The following is a 19,112-nucleotide window of genomic DNA, read 5'->3' as shown; positions in this document are numbered from 1 at the left end:
GATCGGCGCAGGAGCATCGGGTGCTCGTGAACCGGCCCTCAGATAGGCGGCTTTGCCTAGCCGTTCAATCGTCCGCAGCAATCCACCGATTGTGCGACTTAAGAGACAGTTGATGTTCCCCGCTTGTCAGAGAGCAGGTTTCCCGCCATTGTGCCCCCGATCAGGCGGATCTAATAACAACAACGTCGGCAGATGTCCGTCGGCACAATGTCGCCGAAATGTGGGATCAAGAGACGAAGCTGAGACGCGCGCATAGGCGTGGCGGCAAGAAACTGGGAGACATCATGAGAGTCAAAAGCGGACTGTGCATCGCCGCAGCCGTCGCAGTCGCCTTGGCGGTGACACCCATTGCGCGGGCACAGCAGGCGCCGGCTGAAGATCCGGTCGTTGCCAAGGTAAACGGATACGAGATCAAGGCTTCCGAGGTAAAGCTCGCAGCAGATGACCTGCCGCAGCTTGCCGAAGTGCCGCCGCAGCTTCGGTATGCCTTCGTGGTGGAGTATCTCGTCGAGCGCCATCTGATGGCGCAGGAAGCGGTCAAGGAAGCGATCGCGGATACGGGCGAATATAAACGCCGTCTGGCATTCTATCAGGCCAAGGCGCTTCGCGATGCCTATTTCCACGAGAAGATCCAGCCTACGGTCAAGGAAGAGGACGTTCGCAAGCTTTATGACGAGCAGGCGGCGAAGGTGAACAGCGCCGAGCGGGTGCATGCTCAGCACATTCTGGTCGACACCGAGGAGCAGGCGCAGGACGCTTTGGCAAAGATCAAAGGCGGTGCGAAGTTCGAGGACATCGCCAAGCAGGTGAGCAAGGATGGCTCGGCGCAAGTTGGCGGCGATCTCGGCTTCTTCAGCGCCGATGAGATGGTGCCTGAATTCTCTAAGGTCGCGTTCTCACTGCAGCCGGGACAGATCTCAGAGCCGATCAAGACCGAATATGGCTGGCACGTGATCAAGGTGCTGGAGCGTAAGGTCGGCGGCGCGCAGCCTTTCGAGAAGGTCAAGGGCGGCCTGACCATGGTCGTGCTCCGCCAGAAGGTGCAGGAGAGGGTTGCCGAACTGCGCAAGGGCGCAGATGTGGAGATGGTCGACCCGGATCTGCAGCGTCTGCAGGCACAGATGGAACAGATGCGCAATGGCCAGCAGCCTGGCCAGGTTCCCGCACAGACCGGCAGCAGCCCGGCACAAGGACAGTAGACGGCCGGACCAGCAGCGTTATGATGTTGCGCGGCGGCATGCCTAATCAGCACGCCGCCGTTTCTTTGCTCAATGACCTCTCTGTCGAGACTTGATCATGGCCGGCACACTTCCCGTCTCGCCCCTCGCTCCCGCACATTTTCCTGAACTGCCGCCGATCCGCGGTGTTCGGTTCGCAACCGCTGCGGCCGGCATCCGGTATCGCGGCCGGACGGATCTCATGCTCGCGATCATGGATGAGGGCACGGTGGCGGCGGGAGTGCTGACGCGATCGAAGACCGCATCCGCACCGGTCGACTGGTGTCGTGCGCAGCTCGCCCATGGCCGCGCCCGCGCGCTTCTCGTCAATTCGGGGAATGCCAATGCCTTCACGGGAAAGCTCGGCGAAGAGGCCGTCCGGGTGAGTGCGGAAGCGGTCGGGCGGGCGGTTGGCTGCCCTACGGATGCGGTCTATCTCGCCTCAACCGGTGTCATCGGTGAGCCGCTGCCGACGGACCCGATCGAGAAAGCCCTCTCCGAGGGGCTCGCCGGCAAGGCCCGCGCAGATCTCTGGAGCGAGGCGGCGCGGGCGATCATGACCACGGATACCTTCCCCAAGGCTGCGACCGCGACGGCCGACCTCAGTGGGGTCCAGGTCACCATCAATGGCATCGTCAAGGGATCCGGCATGATCGCGCCTGACATGGCCACCATGCTCGGTTTCATCTTCACGGATGCAAAGCTGCCGCAACCGGTGTTGCAAGCGCTGCTCTCCGCCAGTGTGGACAAGAGCTTCAACTCTATCACCGTCGACAGCGACACCTCGACCAGCGACACCGTGCTGCTGTTCGCCACAGGACAGGCCGGCAATATCGCTCCGGCCAGTGCGGGTGATGCCAGCCTCGCGGATTTCCGCCGCGCGCTCGATCAGGTCTGCCGTGAATTGGCGCTCTTGGTGGTCCGGGATGGCGAAGGGGCGCAGAAGCTCATCAGCATTACGGTCACCGGCGCCGAATCAGACCCGGCCGCACGTCGCATCGGCCTTGCGATAGCCAACTCACCGCTGGTGAAAACCGCGATCGCCGGCGAGGACGCCAATTGGGGCCGCATCGTCATGGCGGTGGGTAAGTCAGGAGAGGGCGCCTCGCGGGATGATCTCAGGATCGAGATCGGCGGCGTGCTGGTGGCGGCTCAAGGAATGCGGGACCCATCCTATCGGGAGGAGGAGATCGTGCCGCATATGAAGGGGCGCGAGATCGACATCGCGGTGGATGTGGGCGTGGGGCAAGGGAAGGCCCAGGTTTGGACCTGCGATCTGACCCACGGATATATCGATATCAACGCGGATTACCGCAGTTGAGGGCTGCCAAGCCCCATAGGGTAATGTGATGAAGATGGTGCTGGTGGCCGCCTGCGCGCTGGTTGACGCGGATGGCCGCGTTCTCCTGGCCAAACGCCCGGAGGGAAAGACCATGGCCGGGCTGTGGGAATTTCCCGGCGGGAAGGTCGAACCCGGTGAGACGCCTGAAGCTGCGCTGATCCGCGAGCTGAAGGAGGAGCTCGGCCTCGATGTGGCGGCCGCCTGCCTCGCACCGCTCACCTTTGCCAGCCATGCTTACGAGACATTCCATTTGCTGATGCCACTCTATGTCTGCCGCCGGTGGTCTGGCACGATTGCCGGGCGGGAAGGGCAGGAGCTTGCCTGGGTGAAGCCGCTGCAGATGCGCGATTACCCAATGCCGCCCGCGGATCTGCCGCTCATCCCCCATCTGCGCGATGCGCTCTAAATCCTGCTTAGCCGCATTTCTTCACGCGAATCGGGTCTCGCCTTCTAGTTCCGCAGCTTGTGCTCGGTGGTCTTCAGCGCATCGGCCAGCCTTGCCTTGGCGCTGCCCGGGCGCAATGGTTTCTGCTGGCTTTCATGGGGCGCCCAGGCGGTCAGGTAGATGATCTGGAAGGTCGCCCTTATACGCCCGTCGGCATCGGAAAATTGGTCGGCATAGGCCTCGCAGGCCTCCATCAGCACAGAGCGCCGCAGCGGACGCCTGCTGCGTGAGAGGAGCGCGTTGGTCGCGCCCATGGCCCGCAGATCTCGCATCAGGGCCAAGGGGTGGGAATAGCGGACGGTCAGCCGGTCCGTGTCCACCACGGGAAGTGCAAAGCCGGCGCGCTGCAAGAGCGCACCTGCATCGCGGACGTCCAGAAAGGGCGAAACCCGAGGGGCTGCGCCGGAGGGGCTGGCCGCTTCGGCGAGCAGAAGAGAAGTGCGCAGCTCACTCAGCGTATCGCCGCCGAACAGGGCTGCCAGCAGCAAGCCATCGGGACGCAAGGCGCGGCGCATCTGGATCAGCGTGCCCGGAAGATCATTCACCCAGTGCAAAGTCAGACCGCTGACGATGCAGTCCAGGCTTTCCGGCGCAAAGGGTAGGGCTTCTTCGTCGCAGATGAGGTCCGCAGCCGCAGTGTTGGTGATCTCGGCGGTGACCGGATGTCCAAGCCGCTCTTCCATGCCGAGGTTGTTGGCAAAGGCGCGGGCGCCGGCCGCCAGCACCAGGCTTCTGGTGAAGGTGCGGGTGATCAGGCTCAGGCGATCGGCAAGCTCGGGAATCACAGCAGCGGAGAGGAAATCCGGGCGGTTCTCTTGCGCTTCTCGCGCGATCGCGCGGGACCTGCGGGCACGCACCAATTCCCGGTCGAATACGACCGGCGCTAGGGCCTCAAGAGAAGTCTGATCCGCTGCCATGCGGCCAAATATGGCAAGCGGATGCGATTCCGCTAGGGGCTTGGCGCCAGGGGCCTGTGGATTTCGTGAAGCACGGGGGCGCGCGCCAAATTGGAGATTGCAGCCTCTCGTCGCCGTGGGGCGAAATGGTGGGGGAGGAGCCATGGCCTTATCGGTAAGGATCAGCGAGGGGTTCGAGACCGCAGCACGGCTGGCGGTCGATCTCATCTTGCCGCCGCAATGCCTGGCCTGCGGCACGCGCACGGCCGAGCCACGCAGCCTCTGCGCCAGCTGCTGGCATGGCCTCACCTTCGTGGATGAACCCCTATGTGATCGTCTCGGCATCCCCTTTCCCTATGATCCGGGAGAGGGCGCGGTGAGTGCGCTCGCCATTGCGCGCCCCCCCAGATTTGCAAGGGCGCGGGGTGCCGTGGCTTTCGACGACATGTCGCGCAAGCTTGTGCATGCGGGGAAATATCGCGATCGACATGATGCGCTCGACTGCATGGCGCGCATGATGGGGCGGGCCGGCGGCAAGCTGATGGCGGATGCGGATCTGATCGTTCCTGTGCCCTTGCATTGGAAACGGCTTTGGTCGCGACGGTATAATCAATCCGCTGTGCTCGCCCAGAAGATTGCCGGGATGGCCGGGAAGCCCTTCGCGCCGCAGATGCTGAAGCGGGTTCGCGCCACGTCCTCGCAGGTCTGGCTGGATGAGAGGGCGAGGCGGCGAAATGTGCGCAACGCCTTCGCGGTCCCGGAGCGGCAGCGAGGAAAGATCAGCGGCAAGCGCATTCTGCTCGTCGATGACGTGCTGACGACGGGAGCGACCAGCAATGCCTGTGCCGAGACTTTGCTCAAAGCGGGCGCCGCTGCGGCCGATGTGCTCGTGTTCGCGCTTGTCTTGGACCCGGCACAGCTCCATATATGACGAAATGTGACGATCTCGTCGCAGCTTAGCCTTCATTTCAACTTCCAAGACACAAAGACATGGCCAAGGTCACGATCTACACCACGAGCACCTGCCCATATTGTATGGCGGCAAAGAACCTTCTTAACCGCAAGGGCGTTACATTCGAGGAGATCGATGTCTCGGGAGATGCGCAACGGCGCGAGGCCATGACGCAGCGGGCCAACGGGCGGCGCACAGTGCCGCAGATCTTTATCGGCGAGCACCATGTGGGCGGTTTCGATGATATGAATGCTCTTGAGCGTGCAGGTAAGCTGGACGCTCTCCTGGAGGCATGACAGAGAAAGAAAGAATGAGCGGATCGCCGTCTTTGAAGTTCACCGCGGCCTGCGTTCAGATGTGTTCCGGCCGCAAGGTCGATGCGAATATCGAGGCCGCCGTATCGTTGATCACGGATGCGGCGATGGCTGGCGCCGAGTTTGTGGCAACGCCGGAAATGACCTCGATCCTCGAAAACAACCGGCAAGATCTGTTCGCCGCCATCAAGCCGCAGGATGAAGATCCCGCGCTGAGGCGCTTTCTCGCGCTGGCGAAAGACTTGGGCATCTGGCTGCTGATCGGATCGCTTCCCATCCGAGAGGGGGAGAAGGCGGCCAATCGATCTTTTCTGATCAATCCGCAAGGCGCCATCAGCGCCTATTACGACAAAATCCATATGTTCGACGTGGATCTGGCCAATGGCGAGAGCTATCGCGAGTCCGCGAGTTTCGTTGCCGGGAACCAGGCGGTCGCGGCCGACCTCCCGTGGTGCCGCCTTGGCATGACAGTGTGTTATGACGTGCGCTTCCCGGCTCTCTATCGCGCGCTGGCCGAAAGCGGGGCCAGTGTCATCTCGGTGCCGGCGGCATTCACCCGGCAGACCGGGCAAGCGCATTGGCATGTGCTGCAGCGGGCGCGGGCCATCGAGAACGGCGTGTTCATCATCGCACCGGCGCAAGGCGGGCACCATGAATGTAAGCGTGAGACCTTCGGCCACAGCCTGATCATCTCGCCTTGGGGAGAGGTTCTGGCGGAGGGCGGCACGGAACCCGGCATTATTCTCGCTGAGCTTGATCTCGACCTGGTGGCGCAAGCGCGCGGGCGCGTCCCTTCCCTGAAGAATGGGCGGGCATTCGCTTGCCCCAGTCCGGATCAGAGGCTGAAGGCTGCGTCATGATCCGTTATGATCTCGTCTGCGGCGACGGCCATAGTTTCGACGGCTGGTTCGCCAGTATGGATGCCTTCGAGAAGCAGGCGTCACGTCAGCTCATTGCCTGCCCACATTGCGGCGACACCTCGGTGAGCAAGGCGATCATGGCGCCGCGGATCAATTCGGGCCGCAATGAGGCCGGCAATCAGCCGGACAGTGCAGAGGGGCCGGCAGAGGCGCCGCAATTCAATCAGGTGCTGGAGCTGCTGAGGCGCATCCGGCAGCATGTCATCGAGAATGCTGAAGACGTGGGGCCGCGTTTCGCCGAAGAGGCACGCAAGATCCATTATAGCGAAGCCGAACGGCGCAGCATCTATGGCGAGACCTCGCTCGAGGATGCAAAGGCCCTGCTGGAGGAGGGGATTGAGATCCACCCCCTTCCGGTATTGCCTGAAGACGCAAATTAGCGCTCAGCCCGAGAGTGCTTCGGGCTGGCTAGGCTTATCCACCAGCATCATGTAATTGACCGAGCTGTCCTCGGAGCGGCGCCAGGTGCCATCGAGTGGATTGAAGACGACACCCACGAGATCGCAAAGGCCAAGACCGGCATTTCGACACATCCGCTCCAATTCGTCGGGTGCGATGAACTTCTCCCAGTGGTGGGTGCCGCGGGGCAACCAGCCGAGGACATATTCAGCACCGATGATCGCCAGTGCGAAGGACCGGAAGGTGCGATTGATGGTGGCGAGCACCATGATGCCGCCCGGCTTCAGCATCTCCGCGCAGCGGGCGACGTAGCGGTCGGGATCGGCAACATGCTCGATCACTTCCATGTTGAGGATGATGTCGAAGCGCTCGCCTTGATCGGCCAGCGACTCGGCGGTGCCGGTGCGGTAGTCGATAAAGAGGCCCTGGGCTTCAGCATGAACCTGGGCCGTTCTGATATTTCGCTCCCCGGGATCAACGCCCACCACCTCCGCGCCAAGCCGCGCCATGGGCTCCGTCAGCAGACCGCCACCGCAGCCAATATCGAGAATTCTAAGGTCGGTGAACGGCTTCAGAGCGCGCGGGTCTCGTTCGAAGCGCGCACAAGCCTGGGCTTTGATATAGCTCAGCCGCACCGGGTTGAACTTGTGTAGAACGGCAAACTTGCCCTTGGGGTCCCACCACTGCTCGGCGAGTGCGGAGAATTTCGCAACCTCACCAGCATCAATGGTCGAGCGTTCCCGGGTGCTCCTGATCTCTGACATAAACAATACCCGCCAATTTGCCGTCACGTATTAATTGCATATCAAAAGGGCCGTGAGTATGACTACGGCCGCCGTCCGGAGGTGCTGATGCTCACCGGCGGATAAAAGTCAACCAAACCTCTTTTCGGGGGCCCGTGACGGAAACGTCGTGGTGAAGGCCGAGCATGGGCCGTCTGGTCATGAAATTCGGCGGCACGTCGGTTGCGGATATCGCACGCATCCGCAATGTGGCGCGCCATGTGGAACGTGAAGTGAAGGCAGGCCATGAGGTGGCCGTCGTGGTGTCGGCCATGGCCGGTACGACCGACCGCCTTGTCGGCTGGACGCGCGAGGCAGCCGCCATGCACGATTCGCGCGAATATGACGTGGTCGTTGCCTCCGGCGAGCAGGTCACCGCGGGTCTTACGGCCATCGTGCTCCAGGAAATGGGGATTCCGGCACGCTCGTGGCTCGGCTGGCAGGTGCCGATCGAGACAGACTCCATGCATGGGGCCGCTCGCATCATGGGGATTGCGGCTGATGGCATCATCGAGCGCTTCGCCCAGGGGCAGGTGGCGGTGGTCGCGGGATTCCAAGGCATCAGCCGCGATGGGCGGATCACCACGCTGGGCCGCGGCGGGTCCGATACCAGCGCCGTCGCTCTTGCGGCAGCGCTCAATGCGCGGTGCGATATCTATACGGATGTGGACGGGGTCTATACGACTGATCCGCGGATCGTTGCCAAGGCCCGGAAGATTGCTAGGATCTCCTATGAGGAGATGCTCGAAATGGCCTCGCTCGGCGCCAAGGTGCTGCAAACGAGATCGGTAGAACTCGCCATGGTTCACCGAGTGCCGCTGCAGGTGCGCTCGAGCTTCGAGGAACCTGATTCGCCCAATCAGAACACGGTCGACGGGAACGGACCCGGCACGATCGTTTGCGATGAGGAAGATATCGTGGAACAGCAGGTCGTCACCGGCATCGCCTATTCCAAGGACGAAGGGAAAGTCACGGTGGTGCGCGTGCCGGACCGCCCGGGCGTGTCGGCCAGCATCTTCGGCCCGCTGGCCGAGATGGGAATCAGCGTGGACATGATCGTCCAGAATGTCTCCGCCGAAGGATATACCGACATCACCTTCACTGTTCCGCAGAAGGACCTCGACCGAGCGCTCAAGGTGCTGGAGGCCAATAAGGGCCAGATCGCCTATGAGACCGTGAAGGCGGCCCAGGACATCACCAAGGTTTCCGTGATCGGGGTTGGCATGCGAAGCCATGCGGGCGTGGCCGCGCAGATGTTCAAGGCTCTGGCCGAAAAGAGCATCAACATCCAGGCGATCACCACGTCCGAAATCAAAATCAGTGTTCTGATTGATGCCGCCTATACAGAATTGGCCGTGCGAACGCTGCATACCACCTATAATCTTGATGGGCACTGAATGACCGTAGAGGCTTGATGATCGGCTTGCACCAGCGTTTGACAGTATCGGGCAGGCCGGCCGAACAGGGTAGCGGAGGATTTTGAGCCTAATGCCAGTTGCCGCAGCCGGCCCGCGCATTCTGCTCAAGCGGCTGCGCGAGGTCATGGCAGAGCCGGAGAATACGCAGAACCGGCTCAACAAGATCGCAGCGCTGATTGCCTCGAACATGATCGCGGAGGTCTGTTCGATATACGTGATGCGTCCAGGCGGGGTTCTGGAGCTTTACGCGACCGAAGGTCTCAATCCCACGGCTGTCCACAAGAGCAAACTGCGCGTCGGCGAGGGCCTCGTCGGCACCATCGCCGCTGAAGCCCGCCCGCTGAACGTGCAGGATGCTTACGCCCATCCGGCCTTCAAATATCTGCCTGAGACCGGGGAGGAGATCTACAAGTCCTTCCTCGGTGTGCCCCTGCTGCGTGCGGGCCTGACATTGGGTGTGCTGGTCGTGCAGAACCGCGCCTCGCGCCTCTATACGGAGGACGAGGAAGAGGCCCTGCAGATCACGGCAATGGTGCTGGCCGAGATTATCGCATCCGGCGAGTTCGACGAGATCACCGCGGATGTGGAGGCCGATGTCGCCCATGTTCGCTCGCACAGGGTGGTGGGCGATTCGCTCGCCGATGGCATCGCCTTGGGCCATGTGGTGCTGCACGAGCCACGGGTGGTCGTGACCAATCTCATCGCCGAGGATATCCAGGCTGAGATGGAGCGGCTCGACCGTTCCATTCACGCCCTGCAGGACTGGATCGAGGCGGCGGTCCAGGGGCTCGAGATCCCGCGCGGCGAACATCGCGAGGTGCTCGAGACCTACCAGATGTTCGCCCATGACCGCGGGTGGTTGCAACGGATGCGCGAGGCGGTGCGCACGGGCCTAACGGCCGAGGCGGCGGTCGAGCGCGTGCATAGCGACAACAGAGCGCGCATGCTCCGGCAGAAGGATCCCTTTCTGCGGGAAAGGCTGCATGACCTGGAGGATCTGGCAAACCGCCTCCTGCGCATTCTCACCGGCCAGTCCAACACGGCGGCCTCCTCGAGCGATCTGCCCAAGGATGCCATTCTGGTCGCACGGAATATGGGACCGGCGGAGTTGCTCGATTACGATCGGCAGAAGCTGCGGGGCGTGGTGCTGGAGGAGGGAGGCAGCACGAGCCATGTGGCCGTGGTGGCCCGGGCCTTAGGCATTCCGCTGGTGGGCCAGGCGAGTGGTGTTCTCGACATCGTGGACACGGGGGACGCGATCATCGTCGATGGCTCGGGCGGCGAGGTGCATATCCGGCCATCGCCCGATATCGAGCATGCCTACGCGGAAAAGGTGCGCTTCTATGCCAAGCGCCAGGAGCAGTACCGGGCTTTGCGGGACGTGCCGGCGGTCACGGTGGATGGGGAGCGGATCGCCCTGCAGATCAATGCGGGCCTGCTGGTGGATCTGCCGCATCTTACCGATTCCGGCGCGGATGGCATCGGCCTGTTCCGCACCGAGCTGCAGTTCATGATCTCGTCGGCCTTTCCGCGCATGGATCAGCAGGTCGCGCATTATCGCTCGATCCTGGACGCGGCACAGGGCAAGCCGGTCGTGTTCCGGTCTCTCGATATCGGCGCGGACAAGGTGCTCCCTTATCTCGCGCAGGCAAAAGAAGAGAACCCAGCGCTTGGCTGGCGTGCCATTCGCATGGCCCTGGACCGTCCGGCGCTCATGAAGCTGCAGCTTCGGGCGCTGCTCAAGGCGGCTGGCGGCCGCGAGCTGTCGGTGATGTTCCCGATGGTCGCGGAGGTGGACGAATTCCGCCGGGCGCGCGAAATCCTGGACGAGCAGCGGGACTATCTGGAGCAGCGCGGCCATCTGCTGCCGAAACGGATCAGAGTGGGCAGCATGATCGAGGTGCCGGCGCTGGTCTGGCAGCTCGACCGGCTGATGGAGGTTGCGGATTTCGTTTCGATCGGCTCGAACGATCTCGTCCAGTTCCTGTTTGCCTGCGATCGCGGGCATCCGCGGCTGGCTGGCCGGTACGATCCCTTGAGCCCGGCACCGCTCAGCATCATTCGCGACATCGTGCGGGCCGGCGACGCCCATGGTGTGCCAGTCAATCTCTGCGGTGAAATGGCCGGTCGTCCGCTCGAGGCCATGGCGCTGATCGGGCTTGGCCTCCGCTCGATCTCGATGGCGCCGACAGCCATTGGCCCGATCAAGGCGATGATCCTGAAGCTCGATGCGGGCAAGCTAGCCGATTATCTCCTGCCGCTGCTCGATCTGCCCGAGCATAGCTTGCGGCCGCACATCATGGCATTTGCCAGAGATAATGGGGTGCCCATCTAGTCTTGGTTAATTTTCCTTAATGCGGATTCTGGTCCGCAAATCGCTCAATGTTTATTAATTACTTACCTTTTTCGGTCATCTTTCATCCATTGTCTGGGCGCTGATTCTAAGGGCTTCGGCCCTTGCGCTCCGGTGTTTCAGTTGCTGTACAAGCGAGACCGAGATCCATGGACTCGATCAACACATCCCATCCGGCCGCGGGTCGGCAGAGGTCTCACGCGCCGAGGCCGCGGAAGGACAATCCAGCGGCAGAGGTCGGCTGGTTTCTGCGCCGCGAGCGTGAACGCTACAATTGCTCCCTCGAGGATGCTGCGCTCGCCACCCGCATCAACAGGCGCTATCTGGCGGCCATAGAGGACGGTGATCTCGACGCCTTGCCCGATCCTGAGGACGGGCTGCGCTATGTGACGACCTATGCCTCATTCCTGGGCTTCGAGCCTGCTCCCCTGGCGCAGCATTATGCGTCAGTCATCCAGAGCAGCCGAGTCGGGAGTCCGGCGGAGCGGGCACTCAAAGGCGCCAAGCCTTCGGCGAAGATCATACCATTTCCGCGCCTTCCTTTGGGTTCTGGCACGATGGCGGTACTCGCCGCGGTGTTCGTCACAACGAGCGTGCTTGCCGCGACGGCCTGGGTGGTCGTTCCGGGGCTGCGCGGAGGAGGAGATAGCGGCGGCATCCCCGTCGTGCGGGTGGATGACAGCGCGACCATGCAGGCCGATCCCATGACCACCGCCAGCATTCCTGCGGCGAGCCAGGCCCTGGGCAAGGCTGCGGCGGGCGGTGATACGCTGACGCAGGAGGATACCGAGGTTGCCAATGCGCCGGTGCAGGGCGGGGCTGGCGGTCTCGATGGTCTGACCGAGTTCATCCAGCAGAATGTCTCCGGCACGGTGCCGAGCGAGGCGGCGGCCAGCCCAAGGCCGACATCCGATCAGCAGAGCCGGGTGTTCGGGACCGAGAATGGCGGTTCCCGCCTGGTGCTCGAGGCGAATGCGCCGGTCTGGGTGCGTATCGAGGACCGACAGGGCAACGTCATTCTCACCAAGACCATGATGGCAGGTGATGCCTATCGGGTTCCGAACCGGAATGATCTGGTGGTGATTGCCCGCGATGGCGGTGCGCTGACCTATAGCGTGGATGGCAGAAAAGTCGGGACCCTCGGTGCCCCCGGCGAAATCCTGGTGGGCAGGCCACTCGATCTCCAGAGCCTCGAGAGAAGCGCGAAAAGCTGACGCCACTCTTCCGTCTTACGGAAAGACCTATATAAAGCCTCGCAGCCGCATCCGCGGCGCGGGGTTTTTTGATTGGGTTCGCGGCCCGACTCAACGGACGCGACCTCTGTGGTTTGGAACATGTTGAACCGCGACAAGCTCGATAGGATGCTCGACCGCTTCCGGACGATCGAAGCGGAACTTTCGGCGGGGCCTGAGCCGAGCCAATTCGTCAAGCTTTCCAAAGAATATGCCGAGATCGAGCCCGTTGCGGAGGCCGCTAAGACCCTACTTGCCGCTGAAAAGGAGGCGCAGGATCTCAAGCGCCTGATCGAGGCAGATGACACGGATCGCGAGCTCAAGGGCATGGCCGAAGACGAGCTTGCAGATCTCGAGGCCAGACTAGAGGGGCTGCGAAGGCAGGTCACGCTGCTGCTGCTGCCAAAGGATGCGGCTGACGAGAAGAATGTCATTCTCGAGGTGCGTGCCGGCACCGGCGGCGATGAGGCGGCTCTCTTTGCCGGTGATCTCTTCCGCATGTATCAGCGCTATGCAGCCCTGAAGGGATGGACCGTCGAGATCCTGTCAGCGAGCGAAGCGGAGCTTGGAGGGTATAAGGAAATCATCGCCACGATCTCAGGGCGTGGGGTGTTCGCGGAGCTGAAGTTCGAATCTGGCGTGCATCGGGTGCAGCGCATTCCAGAAACGGAAAGCCAGGGCCGGATCCACACATCCGCAGCAACCGTCGCAGTGCTGCCCGAGGCAGAAGAGGTGGATATCGATATCGATGAGAAGGATCTGCGCATCGACGTCTATCGCTCGAGCGGGCCTGGGGGCCAGTCGGTCAATACCACCGACAGCGCGGTGCGGATCACGCATCTGCCGACCGGATTGGTGGTGACGCAGCAGGATGAGAAATCGCAACATAAGAACAAGGCGAAGGCCTTGAAAGTTCTCCGCGCCCGCCTTTATGAGATGGAGCGCGAGAAGCGCGATGCCGAGCGCTCGGCCGCTCGCAAGGGCCAGGTCGGCAGTGGCGATCGATCGGAGCGCATTCGCACCTACAATTTCCCGCAAGGGCGGGTGACTGATCACCGGATCAATCTGACGCTCTATAAGCTGGATCAGGTGATCCGGGGCGAAGCTCTGGGCGAGCTCGTGCAGGCGCTTACAACCGAATATCAGGCGGGCCTGCTTGCTGAAGTCGAGGCCAATGACGCAGCCGCACGATGATGCGGCCGGGCGACTGGGCGATCTGCTCAAATGGGGGCGTGATCGCTTACGAGAGGCTGATATAGAAACGCCGGAACTCGATGCGCGCCTCTTGCTGCTTGCGGCAGCCGGTGTCGAACATACGGCCCTGATTGCGGAGCCGGCGCGTGCTCTATCACCGGATCAGGTGCGCCGTTATTGCGCGATGATCGCCCAGCGTCGTGGCGGTGAACCCGTCTCGCGCATTCTGGGGTATCGGGAGTTCTACGGACATAGATTCGCGCTTTCACCGGCGACATTGGATCCAAGGCCCGATACCGAGACAGTGGTTGAGCGCTGCCTGCAGGTGGTGGACATCATGGGTTGGCGGCACGGTGTCGCAGGTCGATCTCTGCGGCTTTGCGATCTGGGCACGGGGAGTGGCGCAATCATCATCAGCTTGCTGCATGCTTTGCCAGACGCCTGGGGTGTGGCGGTCGATTTTTCCTACGACGCGTTGCTGGCGGCCCGGCAAAATGCGTCTGCCTTAGGGGTGGCTGAGAGACTCGCATTGACATGCGGCAACTGGACCGATGCTTTTTGCGGTCGCTTTGATGTAATCTTGTCAAATCCACCCTATATAGAAACAGACGACATCGCCGGGCTCAGACCGGAGGTCAAATGCTTTGATCCTGTTGCCGCCCTTGATGGCGGCGCTGATGGCCTAGAGGCCTATCGCCGGATCATCCCCGCGGCCAGCGCGTTGCTCGCAAGGGAAGGATGGCTGATCCTCGAGGTTGGTGTTGGTCAATCAACCCAGGTGGTTGAGCTCTGTCGTGCCGCCGGCTTTCGGGAGCATGGGGCGGTTCCGGAGACTGCGAGGGACCTTTCAGGCTGTCATCGTGTGGTAAGCATGCAACTCGGTTGAACGACTTAACAGACAGTCAAATATGCTTGGAAAAAAGGGGTTGGAAAGGGATCTTTGAGCGTCTAACGTGCCGGGCAGTTGAGAGTGACCGCGAAATACCCAAATGGTATTTGAGGCCTGAGAGCCAGAGAGGTGCCAGTGGTGCCTCTGGAATTTCGGCACGCCGACAAGGCACTATCGACACCGGTCTCGCGTGCCATTGATCTCTGGTGACGAGCTTCAGCAGATCAGGATGCATCGGCGTTCTGACGCTCCGTCATGAATGGCTTGGAAGACCGCCAGGCAAAGCAGAGAGCGAAGCTGCCGGACAATGCGCAGGGCCGAACCGGGTTTAAAGCGACCACGCTGCTTGAGAAGCTCGCGCGTGGTCGTCATTAGGGGCGCCAAAAGGGGGCGGATGACATCGATGTGCGGGCAGGTAAATGGGTTTTAGGCAGGATGCGCGTCCAATGGAGCGACTGCATCTCGCCGATATCCCTTTTCGGCGCGACCGTGCCTCTCGGGTGCGAGATCCCGTAGAGGTGTCCGCCAGTATCGGGTTGTCAACAGCATCAATCTTTGATCGAGAAGAGTGTTTACGCCAATGAGACAGGGCCAGCACAACAATAACAACAAGCGTTCGCGCAATAGAGGGCGCAGACAGCCAAATCCAGCCAGTCGGGTTTTTGAGTCAAACGGGCCGGATGTACGAGTTCGGGGCACCGCATCACATATCGCGGAAAAGTATTTGTCGCTCGGTCGGGATGCGCAGGCTTCTGGGGACATTGTTCAAGCTGAGAATTACTTCCAGCACGCGGAGCATTATCTTCGTATCGTTGCAGCCGCCCAGGCTTATCTGCAGCAGCAGAATCCCGAGATGGCAAGCCGCGCACCGGTCGACGAGGATGAGGACGCGGACGCTGCAGAGGAGTTCGGCGATCGTTTCGACACCCATCAGACGCATCGCTCCGGCGAGCCGCGGGGAGATGACCGGCATCGGGAACATTCGCGCGAGGGACAGCGCAACGAGTGGCGTGACTCCCGCGGCGATGGCGAGCGGGACAGGCAGCGGGACAGCCGTGATTCTCGCCATGAGCATCGCAGCCAGCGGGGTGAATGGCGTGATACCCGTGGAGACCGTGACCCCCGTGGCGAGCGCGAGCCGCGCGAGAACCGTGGCGAGTGGCGGGAGAATGGCCGCGATGATCGGGAGCAGCGTTTCGACAATCGGCAGCGCGAGGGGCGGCGGGACCGTGACGGCCGCGATCGCCCGCGGCGTGAATATCGCGAAGGCGCCAATGGCGCGACGGCTGGCTTCGAGCAGCCGTTGAACGGGCATGCCCGCGAGCAGCGTCCGGCCATCGAGCCCGCGCCAATCGAGATCCCGACCCCGGCTGCTGCGATCGAGCCGGCCGAGCCGAAGCAGATCAGCTTGTTGTCGGACGAGGCGCCGATCAGCACCGTTGTCGCCGAGGCACCTGTCGGTGAGACGGCATCCCCGCAGGATGTGGCGTCCACGAACGGGTCTGCTCCGGGGCATGATGCTGTAGAGGCAGCGGCTGTGCCGGCGAAGCCTAAGCGGCAGTCGCGGTCGCGCAAGGCCGCCGCTCCGGCATCCGAGCCAGCGGCTGGGGAGGAAACTGCGGAGGCAAAGCCTGCAACGCGTAGGCGCCGCACCACCCGCAGCCGGGCTGCATCCGATGCCGCCGAGACCGAGGCTCGTGGCGATTCCGAACTCGAGGCGAATGCGGGCTGATCCTTCGGGGCAGCCTGCAAGAGGCGCGGCGACTCCATGACCGACAAGAATTCAACGGTGGATCAGCCATCCGGCCCGACGCCGTTGTCCAAGAGCGAAGCGCATGCGCGTGCCAATGAGGCGCAGGTTCATGCCGCATCATACCGGCTTGCAGCATTGGACTCGGACTTCCTGCTCGGCGATTCCATGCGGGGCGTGCGGTTCCTGCTGGAATATGCCAAGGCCGAGGAAGCCCTGCGCAATTGGAGCGTCCGATCGACAATCGTCGTGTTCGGCAGCGCGCGCGTAAGGGAAAATGGACCTGGCCCGCAAGCGTACTGGTACGAGCAGGCGCGGCAGTTCGGTTATATCGCATCCAAACGGGGTGGTGCCCTCTGTGATGAGGAAGGCGCGCGGTATAACGTTATCGCTACTGGCGGCGGCCCCGGTGTGATGGAAGCGGCCAATCGCGGCGCGATGGAGGCCGGTGCGCCGTCGATCGGGTTCAATATCACGCTGCCGCACGAGCAGGAGCCAAATGCCTATTCCACACCGGATCTCACGTTCCGGTTTCACTATTTCGCCATGCGCAAGATGCATCTGGCGATGCGCGCCAAGGCACTGGTCGTGTTCCCAGGCGGGTTTGGCACGCTGGATGAGCTGTTCGAGATCCTGACACTCACTCAGACCGGGAAAGCACCTGCCATCCCGACCATCCTGTTTGACAAGGCCTATTGGACGTCCGTGATCAATTTTGAGGCGCTGATCGAGCAGGGCATGATTGCCCCTCACGACACCCGGCTGTTCGAGTTCGCGGATGATGCGGAAGAGGCATGGCGCAAGCTGATCAGCCTCGGTCTTGGTGTTTCGGGCCAATTGGACCAACGGCAGGACGACAAACCCAATCTGGTGTGATCCGGCCGGTTTGCCGCGGCATGACGTCAGTCCTTCTTGCCCCAGGCCTCAACCGGGCCGCCGGCCTGCTTCCATCCGGAAAAGCCGCCCTTCATATTGACAACTTTGGGCAATCCCATGCGCTGCAGCTGCTGGGCTGCCAGCAGCGAGCGCCAGCCGCTGGCGCAGTGCAGGATGAATGTCTTGTCTTCGCCGAAGACGGGCTTGAAGTAGGGGCTCTCCGGATCGACCCAGAATTCGAGCATGCCCCGCGGCGCATGGAACGAGCCGGGGATCCGCCCTTCGCGCTCGAGCTCGCGCGGGTCGCGAATGTCCACAATGACGACATCGCCGTTCTGCGCGAGCTGCACCGCCTCAGCAGCCTCTACACTCTGGACCTCCTTCTCCGCATCGGCGAGAAGCGCCTTGTAGCCGAGCTTCAGTGGAGATGTCATTGCGAGCCTCCCTCGTTTTGGTTTTCTGGCGCGCGAGTGCCACCGCGCGAGCTTATCACGGCCGATATGATGCCGCGATCCTGGTCTTCCCGCTTGGCTGATCAGAACCCTGCGGCTTGACCGTCCTTTCTAGGATCGGAGCCGGCGACATAGCCGCCCTCGATGCGATGAACGATCTGGCTGCCGCCAAAGCCGAAGCTCGCATCCGGGGTTTCCGCGATCACCTCATGGCCACGTTCGGCCAGCTCGCGGAGGAGCGCTTCGCCGGCTGTCGGCTCGATCGCGACCGCACGCTCCTGGAGAATGCGCCAACGGGTCGCATCAGATGCCGTCTGCGGATCCTGGCCCCAGGCATTCATTCGCAACACCATCTGAACGTGACCTTGCGCCTGCATCGGACCGCCCATCAGGCCGAAGGCCGTGAGCGGCTCGCTCCTTCGCATGACAAAGCCCGGAATGATGGTGTGGAACGGACGCTTGGCCGGCCCGACTTCATTGGGATGGCCCTGCTTGAGCGTGAAACCGGCGCCGCGGTTCTGCAGGCTGATACCGGTTTGCGGCACCACCACGCCCGAGCCGAAGCCCGCATAGTTGGACTGGATATAGGAGACCATCATGCCTGAGGCATCGGCTGCAGCCAGGCATACGGTGCCTCCGTGGCGCGGGGCGCCTGGGCCGAAATTCTGGGCGCGGCGGTGATCAATCAATGCGGCGCGCGACTTCAGATAGTCTGGGTCGAGCAGATGTTCTGCCGCCATGGCGGTCATGAAGCGGTGGTCGGCGACATAGGCGTGAAGATCGGCGGTTGCGAGCTTCATGGCCTCTATCTGCAGGTGATAGGCATCAACGCTGTCCACCTTGCACTCACCGATGTCCAGTTCTCGGAGGATGCCTAAGGCCATCAGTGCTGCGATGCCCTGGCCGTTCGGCGGGATCTCGTGAAGGGCGATATCGCCGAAGCTCTGGGAGAGGGTGCCGCACCAGTCGTTGGCGTGGGCGGCGAGATCATCGAGCGCAAGGGCCGCATCGTGGGCACGGGCGAACTCCGCAATGCGCTCTGCCAGACGGCCGCGATAGAAGGACTCACCTCTGGTTTCGGCGATCTCCCGCAGGCTTGCCGCCAAATGTGGATTCACGAAGCGCTCGCCGGCGCGAGGGCTGCGGCCGCCGTCCACGGTGAAGGCCTCCTGAAATCCGGGCTGGTCGCTCAGTTCCTCAACGGCGCGACGCCATTGCTCAGCAATGACGGGGGTGACGAGGAAGCCCTCTTCGGCATAGCGTATCGCGGGCTTGAAGAGATCGGCGAAGGGCAGCTTGCCGAAGCGCGCCGAGAGATCGACCCAGGCGGATACCGCTCCCGGGACTGTCACACTCTCCCAACCGCGGAATGGCATCTTGTCATGGCCCTGGAAACGCTCTGACGTCCATGCTCGCGGAGAACGGCCGGATGCGTTCAGCCCGTGCAACTCCTTGCCGTCCCACAAAATGGCGAAGGCATCCGAGCCCAGGCCGTTTCCCGTGGGCTCAACCACCACCAGGGCAATGGCGGTTGCGAGCGCCGCGTCCACGGCGTTGCCGCCGCGTGCCAACATGGCCAGACCGGCCTGGGTGGCGAGGGGATGGGACGTTGCGACCATGTTCCTCGCAAAGACGGGGGAACGGCGCGACGCATAACGCGGTTGAAAAAGATACTGCATGG

18 protein-coding genes are annotated in these 19,112 nt (G+C 62.4%); 14 read left to right on the top strand and 4 right to left on the bottom strand.

Annotated features, from left to right (window positions below):
- Window positions 1-284 precede the first annotated feature (284 nt).
- The 3 genes from RCF49_RS08570 (at window position 285) to mutT (ending at window position 2,965) form a co-directional block, all read left to right on the top strand.
- Window positions 285-1,199 carry a peptidylprolyl isomerase gene (locus RCF49_RS08570; protein WP_342643607.1) on the top strand — a complete coding sequence of 305 codons (915 nt, stop codon included), beginning with the start codon at window positions 285-287 and terminating at the stop codon, window positions 1,197-1,199.
- A 97-nt stretch (window positions 1,200-1,296) separates the two neighbouring features.
- Complete coding sequence (argJ, locus tag RCF49_RS08565; protein ID WP_342643606.1) at window positions 1,297-2,538, top strand: bifunctional glutamate N-acetyltransferase/amino-acid acetyltransferase ArgJ; 1,242 nt, start codon at window positions 1,297-1,299, stop codon at window positions 2,536-2,538.
- Window positions 2,539-2,566: 28 nt separating this feature from the next.
- Window positions 2,567-2,965 carry an 8-oxo-dGTP diphosphatase MutT gene (mutT, locus tag RCF49_RS08560; RefSeq protein ID WP_342643605.1) on the top strand — a complete coding sequence of 133 codons (399 nt, stop codon included), beginning with the start codon at window positions 2,567-2,569 and terminating at the stop codon, window positions 2,963-2,965.
- A gap of 44 nt (window positions 2,966-3,009) precedes the next feature.
- On the opposite strand, the gene RCF49_RS08555 is transcribed toward mutT, so the two are convergent.
- Window positions 3,010-3,921, bottom strand: a complete 912-nt coding sequence (locus RCF49_RS08555) for a methyltransferase domain-containing protein (protein WP_342643604.1) — start codon at window positions 3,919-3,921, stop codon at window positions 3,010-3,012.
- Window positions 3,922-4,063: 142 nt separating this feature from the next.
- On the opposite strand from RCF49_RS08555, the gene RCF49_RS08550 reads away from it, so the two are divergent.
- Genes RCF49_RS08550 through RCF49_RS08535 form a run of 4 tightly spaced genes read left to right on the top strand, consistent with a single transcriptional unit; the run spans window position 4,064 to window position 6,466 of the window.
- Window positions 4,064-4,831 (top strand): ComF family protein, encoded by a 768-nt coding sequence (locus tag RCF49_RS08550; RefSeq protein WP_342643603.1) that lies wholly within the window; start codon window positions 4,064-4,066, stop codon window positions 4,829-4,831.
- A 59-nt stretch (window positions 4,832-4,890) separates the two neighbouring features.
- Entirely contained in the window at window positions 4,891-5,148 is a 258-nt protein-coding gene (grxC, locus tag RCF49_RS08545; RefSeq protein ID WP_342643602.1) for a glutaredoxin 3, read from the top strand.
- Between the two features lie 14 nt (window positions 5,149-5,162).
- A complete protein-coding gene (locus tag RCF49_RS08540; RefSeq protein ID WP_342643601.1) occupies window positions 5,163-6,026 on the top strand; it encodes a carbon-nitrogen hydrolase family protein in 864 nt (287 codons plus the stop codon).
- Window positions 6,023-6,466, top strand: a complete 444-nt coding sequence (locus tag RCF49_RS08535; protein WP_342643600.1) for a DUF1178 family protein — start codon at window positions 6,023-6,025, stop codon at window positions 6,464-6,466. Before RCF49_RS08540 ends, RCF49_RS08535 begins: the two co-directional genes overlap by 4 nt.
- 3 nt (window positions 6,467-6,469) lie before the next feature.
- On the opposite strand, the gene ubiG is transcribed toward RCF49_RS08535, so the two are convergent.
- Window positions 6,470-7,249 carry a bifunctional 2-polyprenyl-6-hydroxyphenol methylase/3-demethylubiquinol 3-O-methyltransferase UbiG gene (ubiG, locus tag RCF49_RS08530; RefSeq protein WP_342643599.1) on the bottom strand — a complete coding sequence of 260 codons (780 nt, stop codon included), beginning with the start codon at window positions 7,247-7,249 and terminating at the stop codon, window positions 6,470-6,472.
- Between the two features lie 164 nt (window positions 7,250-7,413).
- Between ubiG and RCF49_RS08525 the strand changes: the two genes are divergently transcribed.
- The 7 genes from RCF49_RS08525 to RCF49_RS08495 all read left to right on the top strand — a co-directional run bounded on the left by RCF49_RS08525 (window position 7,414) and on the right by RCF49_RS08495 (window position 16,979).
- Window positions 7,414-8,664, top strand: a complete 1,251-nt coding sequence (locus RCF49_RS08525; RefSeq protein WP_342643598.1) for an aspartate kinase — start codon at window positions 7,414-7,416, stop codon at window positions 8,662-8,664.
- 91 nt (window positions 8,665-8,755) lie between these two features.
- Window positions 8,756-11,020, top strand: a complete 2,265-nt coding sequence (ptsP, locus tag RCF49_RS08520; protein WP_342643597.1) for a phosphoenolpyruvate--protein phosphotransferase — start codon at window positions 8,756-8,758, stop codon at window positions 11,018-11,020.
- 167 nt (window positions 11,021-11,187) lie between these two features.
- Complete coding sequence (locus RCF49_RS08515) at window positions 11,188-12,252, top strand: helix-turn-helix domain-containing protein (protein WP_342643596.1); 1,065 nt, start codon at window positions 11,188-11,190, stop codon at window positions 12,250-12,252.
- A gap of 120 nt (window positions 12,253-12,372) precedes the next feature.
- Window positions 12,373-13,464, top strand: a complete 1,092-nt coding sequence (gene prfA, locus RCF49_RS08510) for a peptide chain release factor 1 (protein ID WP_342643595.1) — start codon at window positions 12,373-12,375, stop codon at window positions 13,462-13,464.
- A complete protein-coding gene (gene prmC / locus RCF49_RS08505) occupies window positions 13,445-14,350 on the top strand; it encodes a peptide chain release factor N(5)-glutamine methyltransferase (RefSeq protein WP_342643594.1) in 906 nt (301 codons plus the stop codon). Before prfA ends, prmC begins: the two co-directional genes overlap by 20 nt.
- 583 nt (window positions 14,351-14,933) lie before the next feature.
- A complete protein-coding gene (locus tag RCF49_RS08500) occupies window positions 14,934-16,085 on the top strand; it encodes a DUF4167 domain-containing protein (protein ID WP_342643593.1) in 1,152 nt (383 codons plus the stop codon).
- Between the two features lie 36 nt (window positions 16,086-16,121).
- Window positions 16,122-16,979 carry a TIGR00730 family Rossman fold protein gene (locus RCF49_RS08495; RefSeq protein ID WP_342643592.1) on the top strand — a complete coding sequence of 286 codons (858 nt, stop codon included), beginning with the start codon at window positions 16,122-16,124 and terminating at the stop codon, window positions 16,977-16,979.
- A gap of 26 nt (window positions 16,980-17,005) precedes the next feature.
- On the opposite strand, the gene RCF49_RS08490 is transcribed toward RCF49_RS08495, so the two are convergent.
- Together RCF49_RS08490 and RCF49_RS08485 are read right to left on the bottom strand one after the other, a co-directional pair.
- Window positions 17,006-17,413, bottom strand: coding sequence for a rhodanese-like domain-containing protein (locus RCF49_RS08490; protein ID WP_342643591.1), 408 nt, complete (start codon window positions 17,411-17,413; stop codon window positions 17,006-17,008).
- Between the two features lie 101 nt (window positions 17,414-17,514).
- Window positions 17,515-19,110, bottom strand: a complete 1,596-nt coding sequence (locus tag RCF49_RS08485; RefSeq protein ID WP_342643590.1) for a gamma-glutamyltransferase family protein — start codon at window positions 19,108-19,110, stop codon at window positions 17,515-17,517.
- Between the last annotated feature and the right edge of the window lie 2 nt (window positions 19,111-19,112).

Source organism: Rhodoligotrophos sp. CJ14 (genome assembly GCF_038811545.1).
GTDB lineage: Bacteria > Pseudomonadota > Alphaproteobacteria > Rhizobiales > Im1 > Rhodoligotrophos > Rhodoligotrophos ferricapiens.
Note: the sequence above shows the minus strand (reverse complement) of the source record. Positions and strands in the feature narration are given on the sequence as shown.

Excerpts from the sequence above, each read along its gene's own strand:
- ptsP (WP_342643597.1), top strand. The coding sequence starts at position 8,756 with ATGCCAGTTGCCGCAGCCGGCCCGCGCATTCTGCTCAAGCGGCTGCGC.
- RCF49_RS08550 (WP_342643603.1), top strand. The coding sequence starts at position 4,064 with ATGGCCTTATCGGTAAGGATCAGCGAGGGGTTCGAGACCGCAGCACGG.
- mutT (WP_342643605.1), top strand. The coding sequence starts at position 2,567 with ATGAAGATGGTGCTGGTGGCCGCCTGCGCGCTGGTTGACGCGGATGGC.
- RCF49_RS08570 (WP_342643607.1), top strand. The coding sequence starts at position 285 with ATGAGAGTCAAAAGCGGACTGTGCATCGCCGCAGCCGTCGCAGTCGCC.
- RCF49_RS08555 (WP_342643604.1), bottom strand. The coding sequence starts at position 3,921 with ATGGCAGCGGATCAGACTTCTCTTGAGGCCCTAGCGCCGGTCGTATTC.
- RCF49_RS08495 (WP_342643592.1), top strand. The coding sequence starts at position 16,122 with ATGACCGACAAGAATTCAACGGTGGATCAGCCATCCGGCCCGACGCCG.
- prfA (WP_342643595.1), top strand. The coding sequence starts at position 12,373 with ATGTTGAACCGCGACAAGCTCGATAGGATGCTCGACCGCTTCCGGACG.
- RCF49_RS08515 (WP_342643596.1), top strand. The coding sequence starts at position 11,188 with ATGGACTCGATCAACACATCCCATCCGGCCGCGGGTCGGCAGAGGTCT.
- RCF49_RS08490 (WP_342643591.1), bottom strand. The coding sequence starts at position 17,413 with ATGACATCTCCACTGAAGCTCGGCTACAAGGCGCTTCTCGCCGATGCG.
- prmC (WP_342643594.1), top strand. The coding sequence starts at position 13,445 with ATGACGCAGCCGCACGATGATGCGGCCGGGCGACTGGGCGATCTGCTC.
- RCF49_RS08540 (WP_342643601.1), top strand. The coding sequence starts at position 5,163 with ATGAGCGGATCGCCGTCTTTGAAGTTCACCGCGGCCTGCGTTCAGATG.
- ubiG (WP_342643599.1), bottom strand. The coding sequence starts at position 7,249 with ATGTCAGAGATCAGGAGCACCCGGGAACGCTCGACCATTGATGCTGGT.
- grxC (WP_342643602.1), top strand. The coding sequence starts at position 4,891 with ATGGCCAAGGTCACGATCTACACCACGAGCACCTGCCCATATTGTATG.
- RCF49_RS08535 (WP_342643600.1), top strand. The coding sequence starts at position 6,023 with ATGATCCGTTATGATCTCGTCTGCGGCGACGGCCATAGTTTCGACGGC.
- RCF49_RS08485 (WP_342643590.1), bottom strand. The coding sequence starts at position 19,110 with ATGCAGTATCTTTTTCAACCGCGTTATGCGTCGCGCCGTTCCCCCGTC.
- RCF49_RS08500 (WP_342643593.1), top strand. The coding sequence starts at position 14,934 with ATGAGACAGGGCCAGCACAACAATAACAACAAGCGTTCGCGCAATAGA.
- argJ (WP_342643606.1), top strand. The coding sequence starts at position 1,297 with ATGGCCGGCACACTTCCCGTCTCGCCCCTCGCTCCCGCACATTTTCCT.
- RCF49_RS08525 (WP_342643598.1), top strand. The coding sequence starts at position 7,414 with ATGGGCCGTCTGGTCATGAAATTCGGCGGCACGTCGGTTGCGGATATC.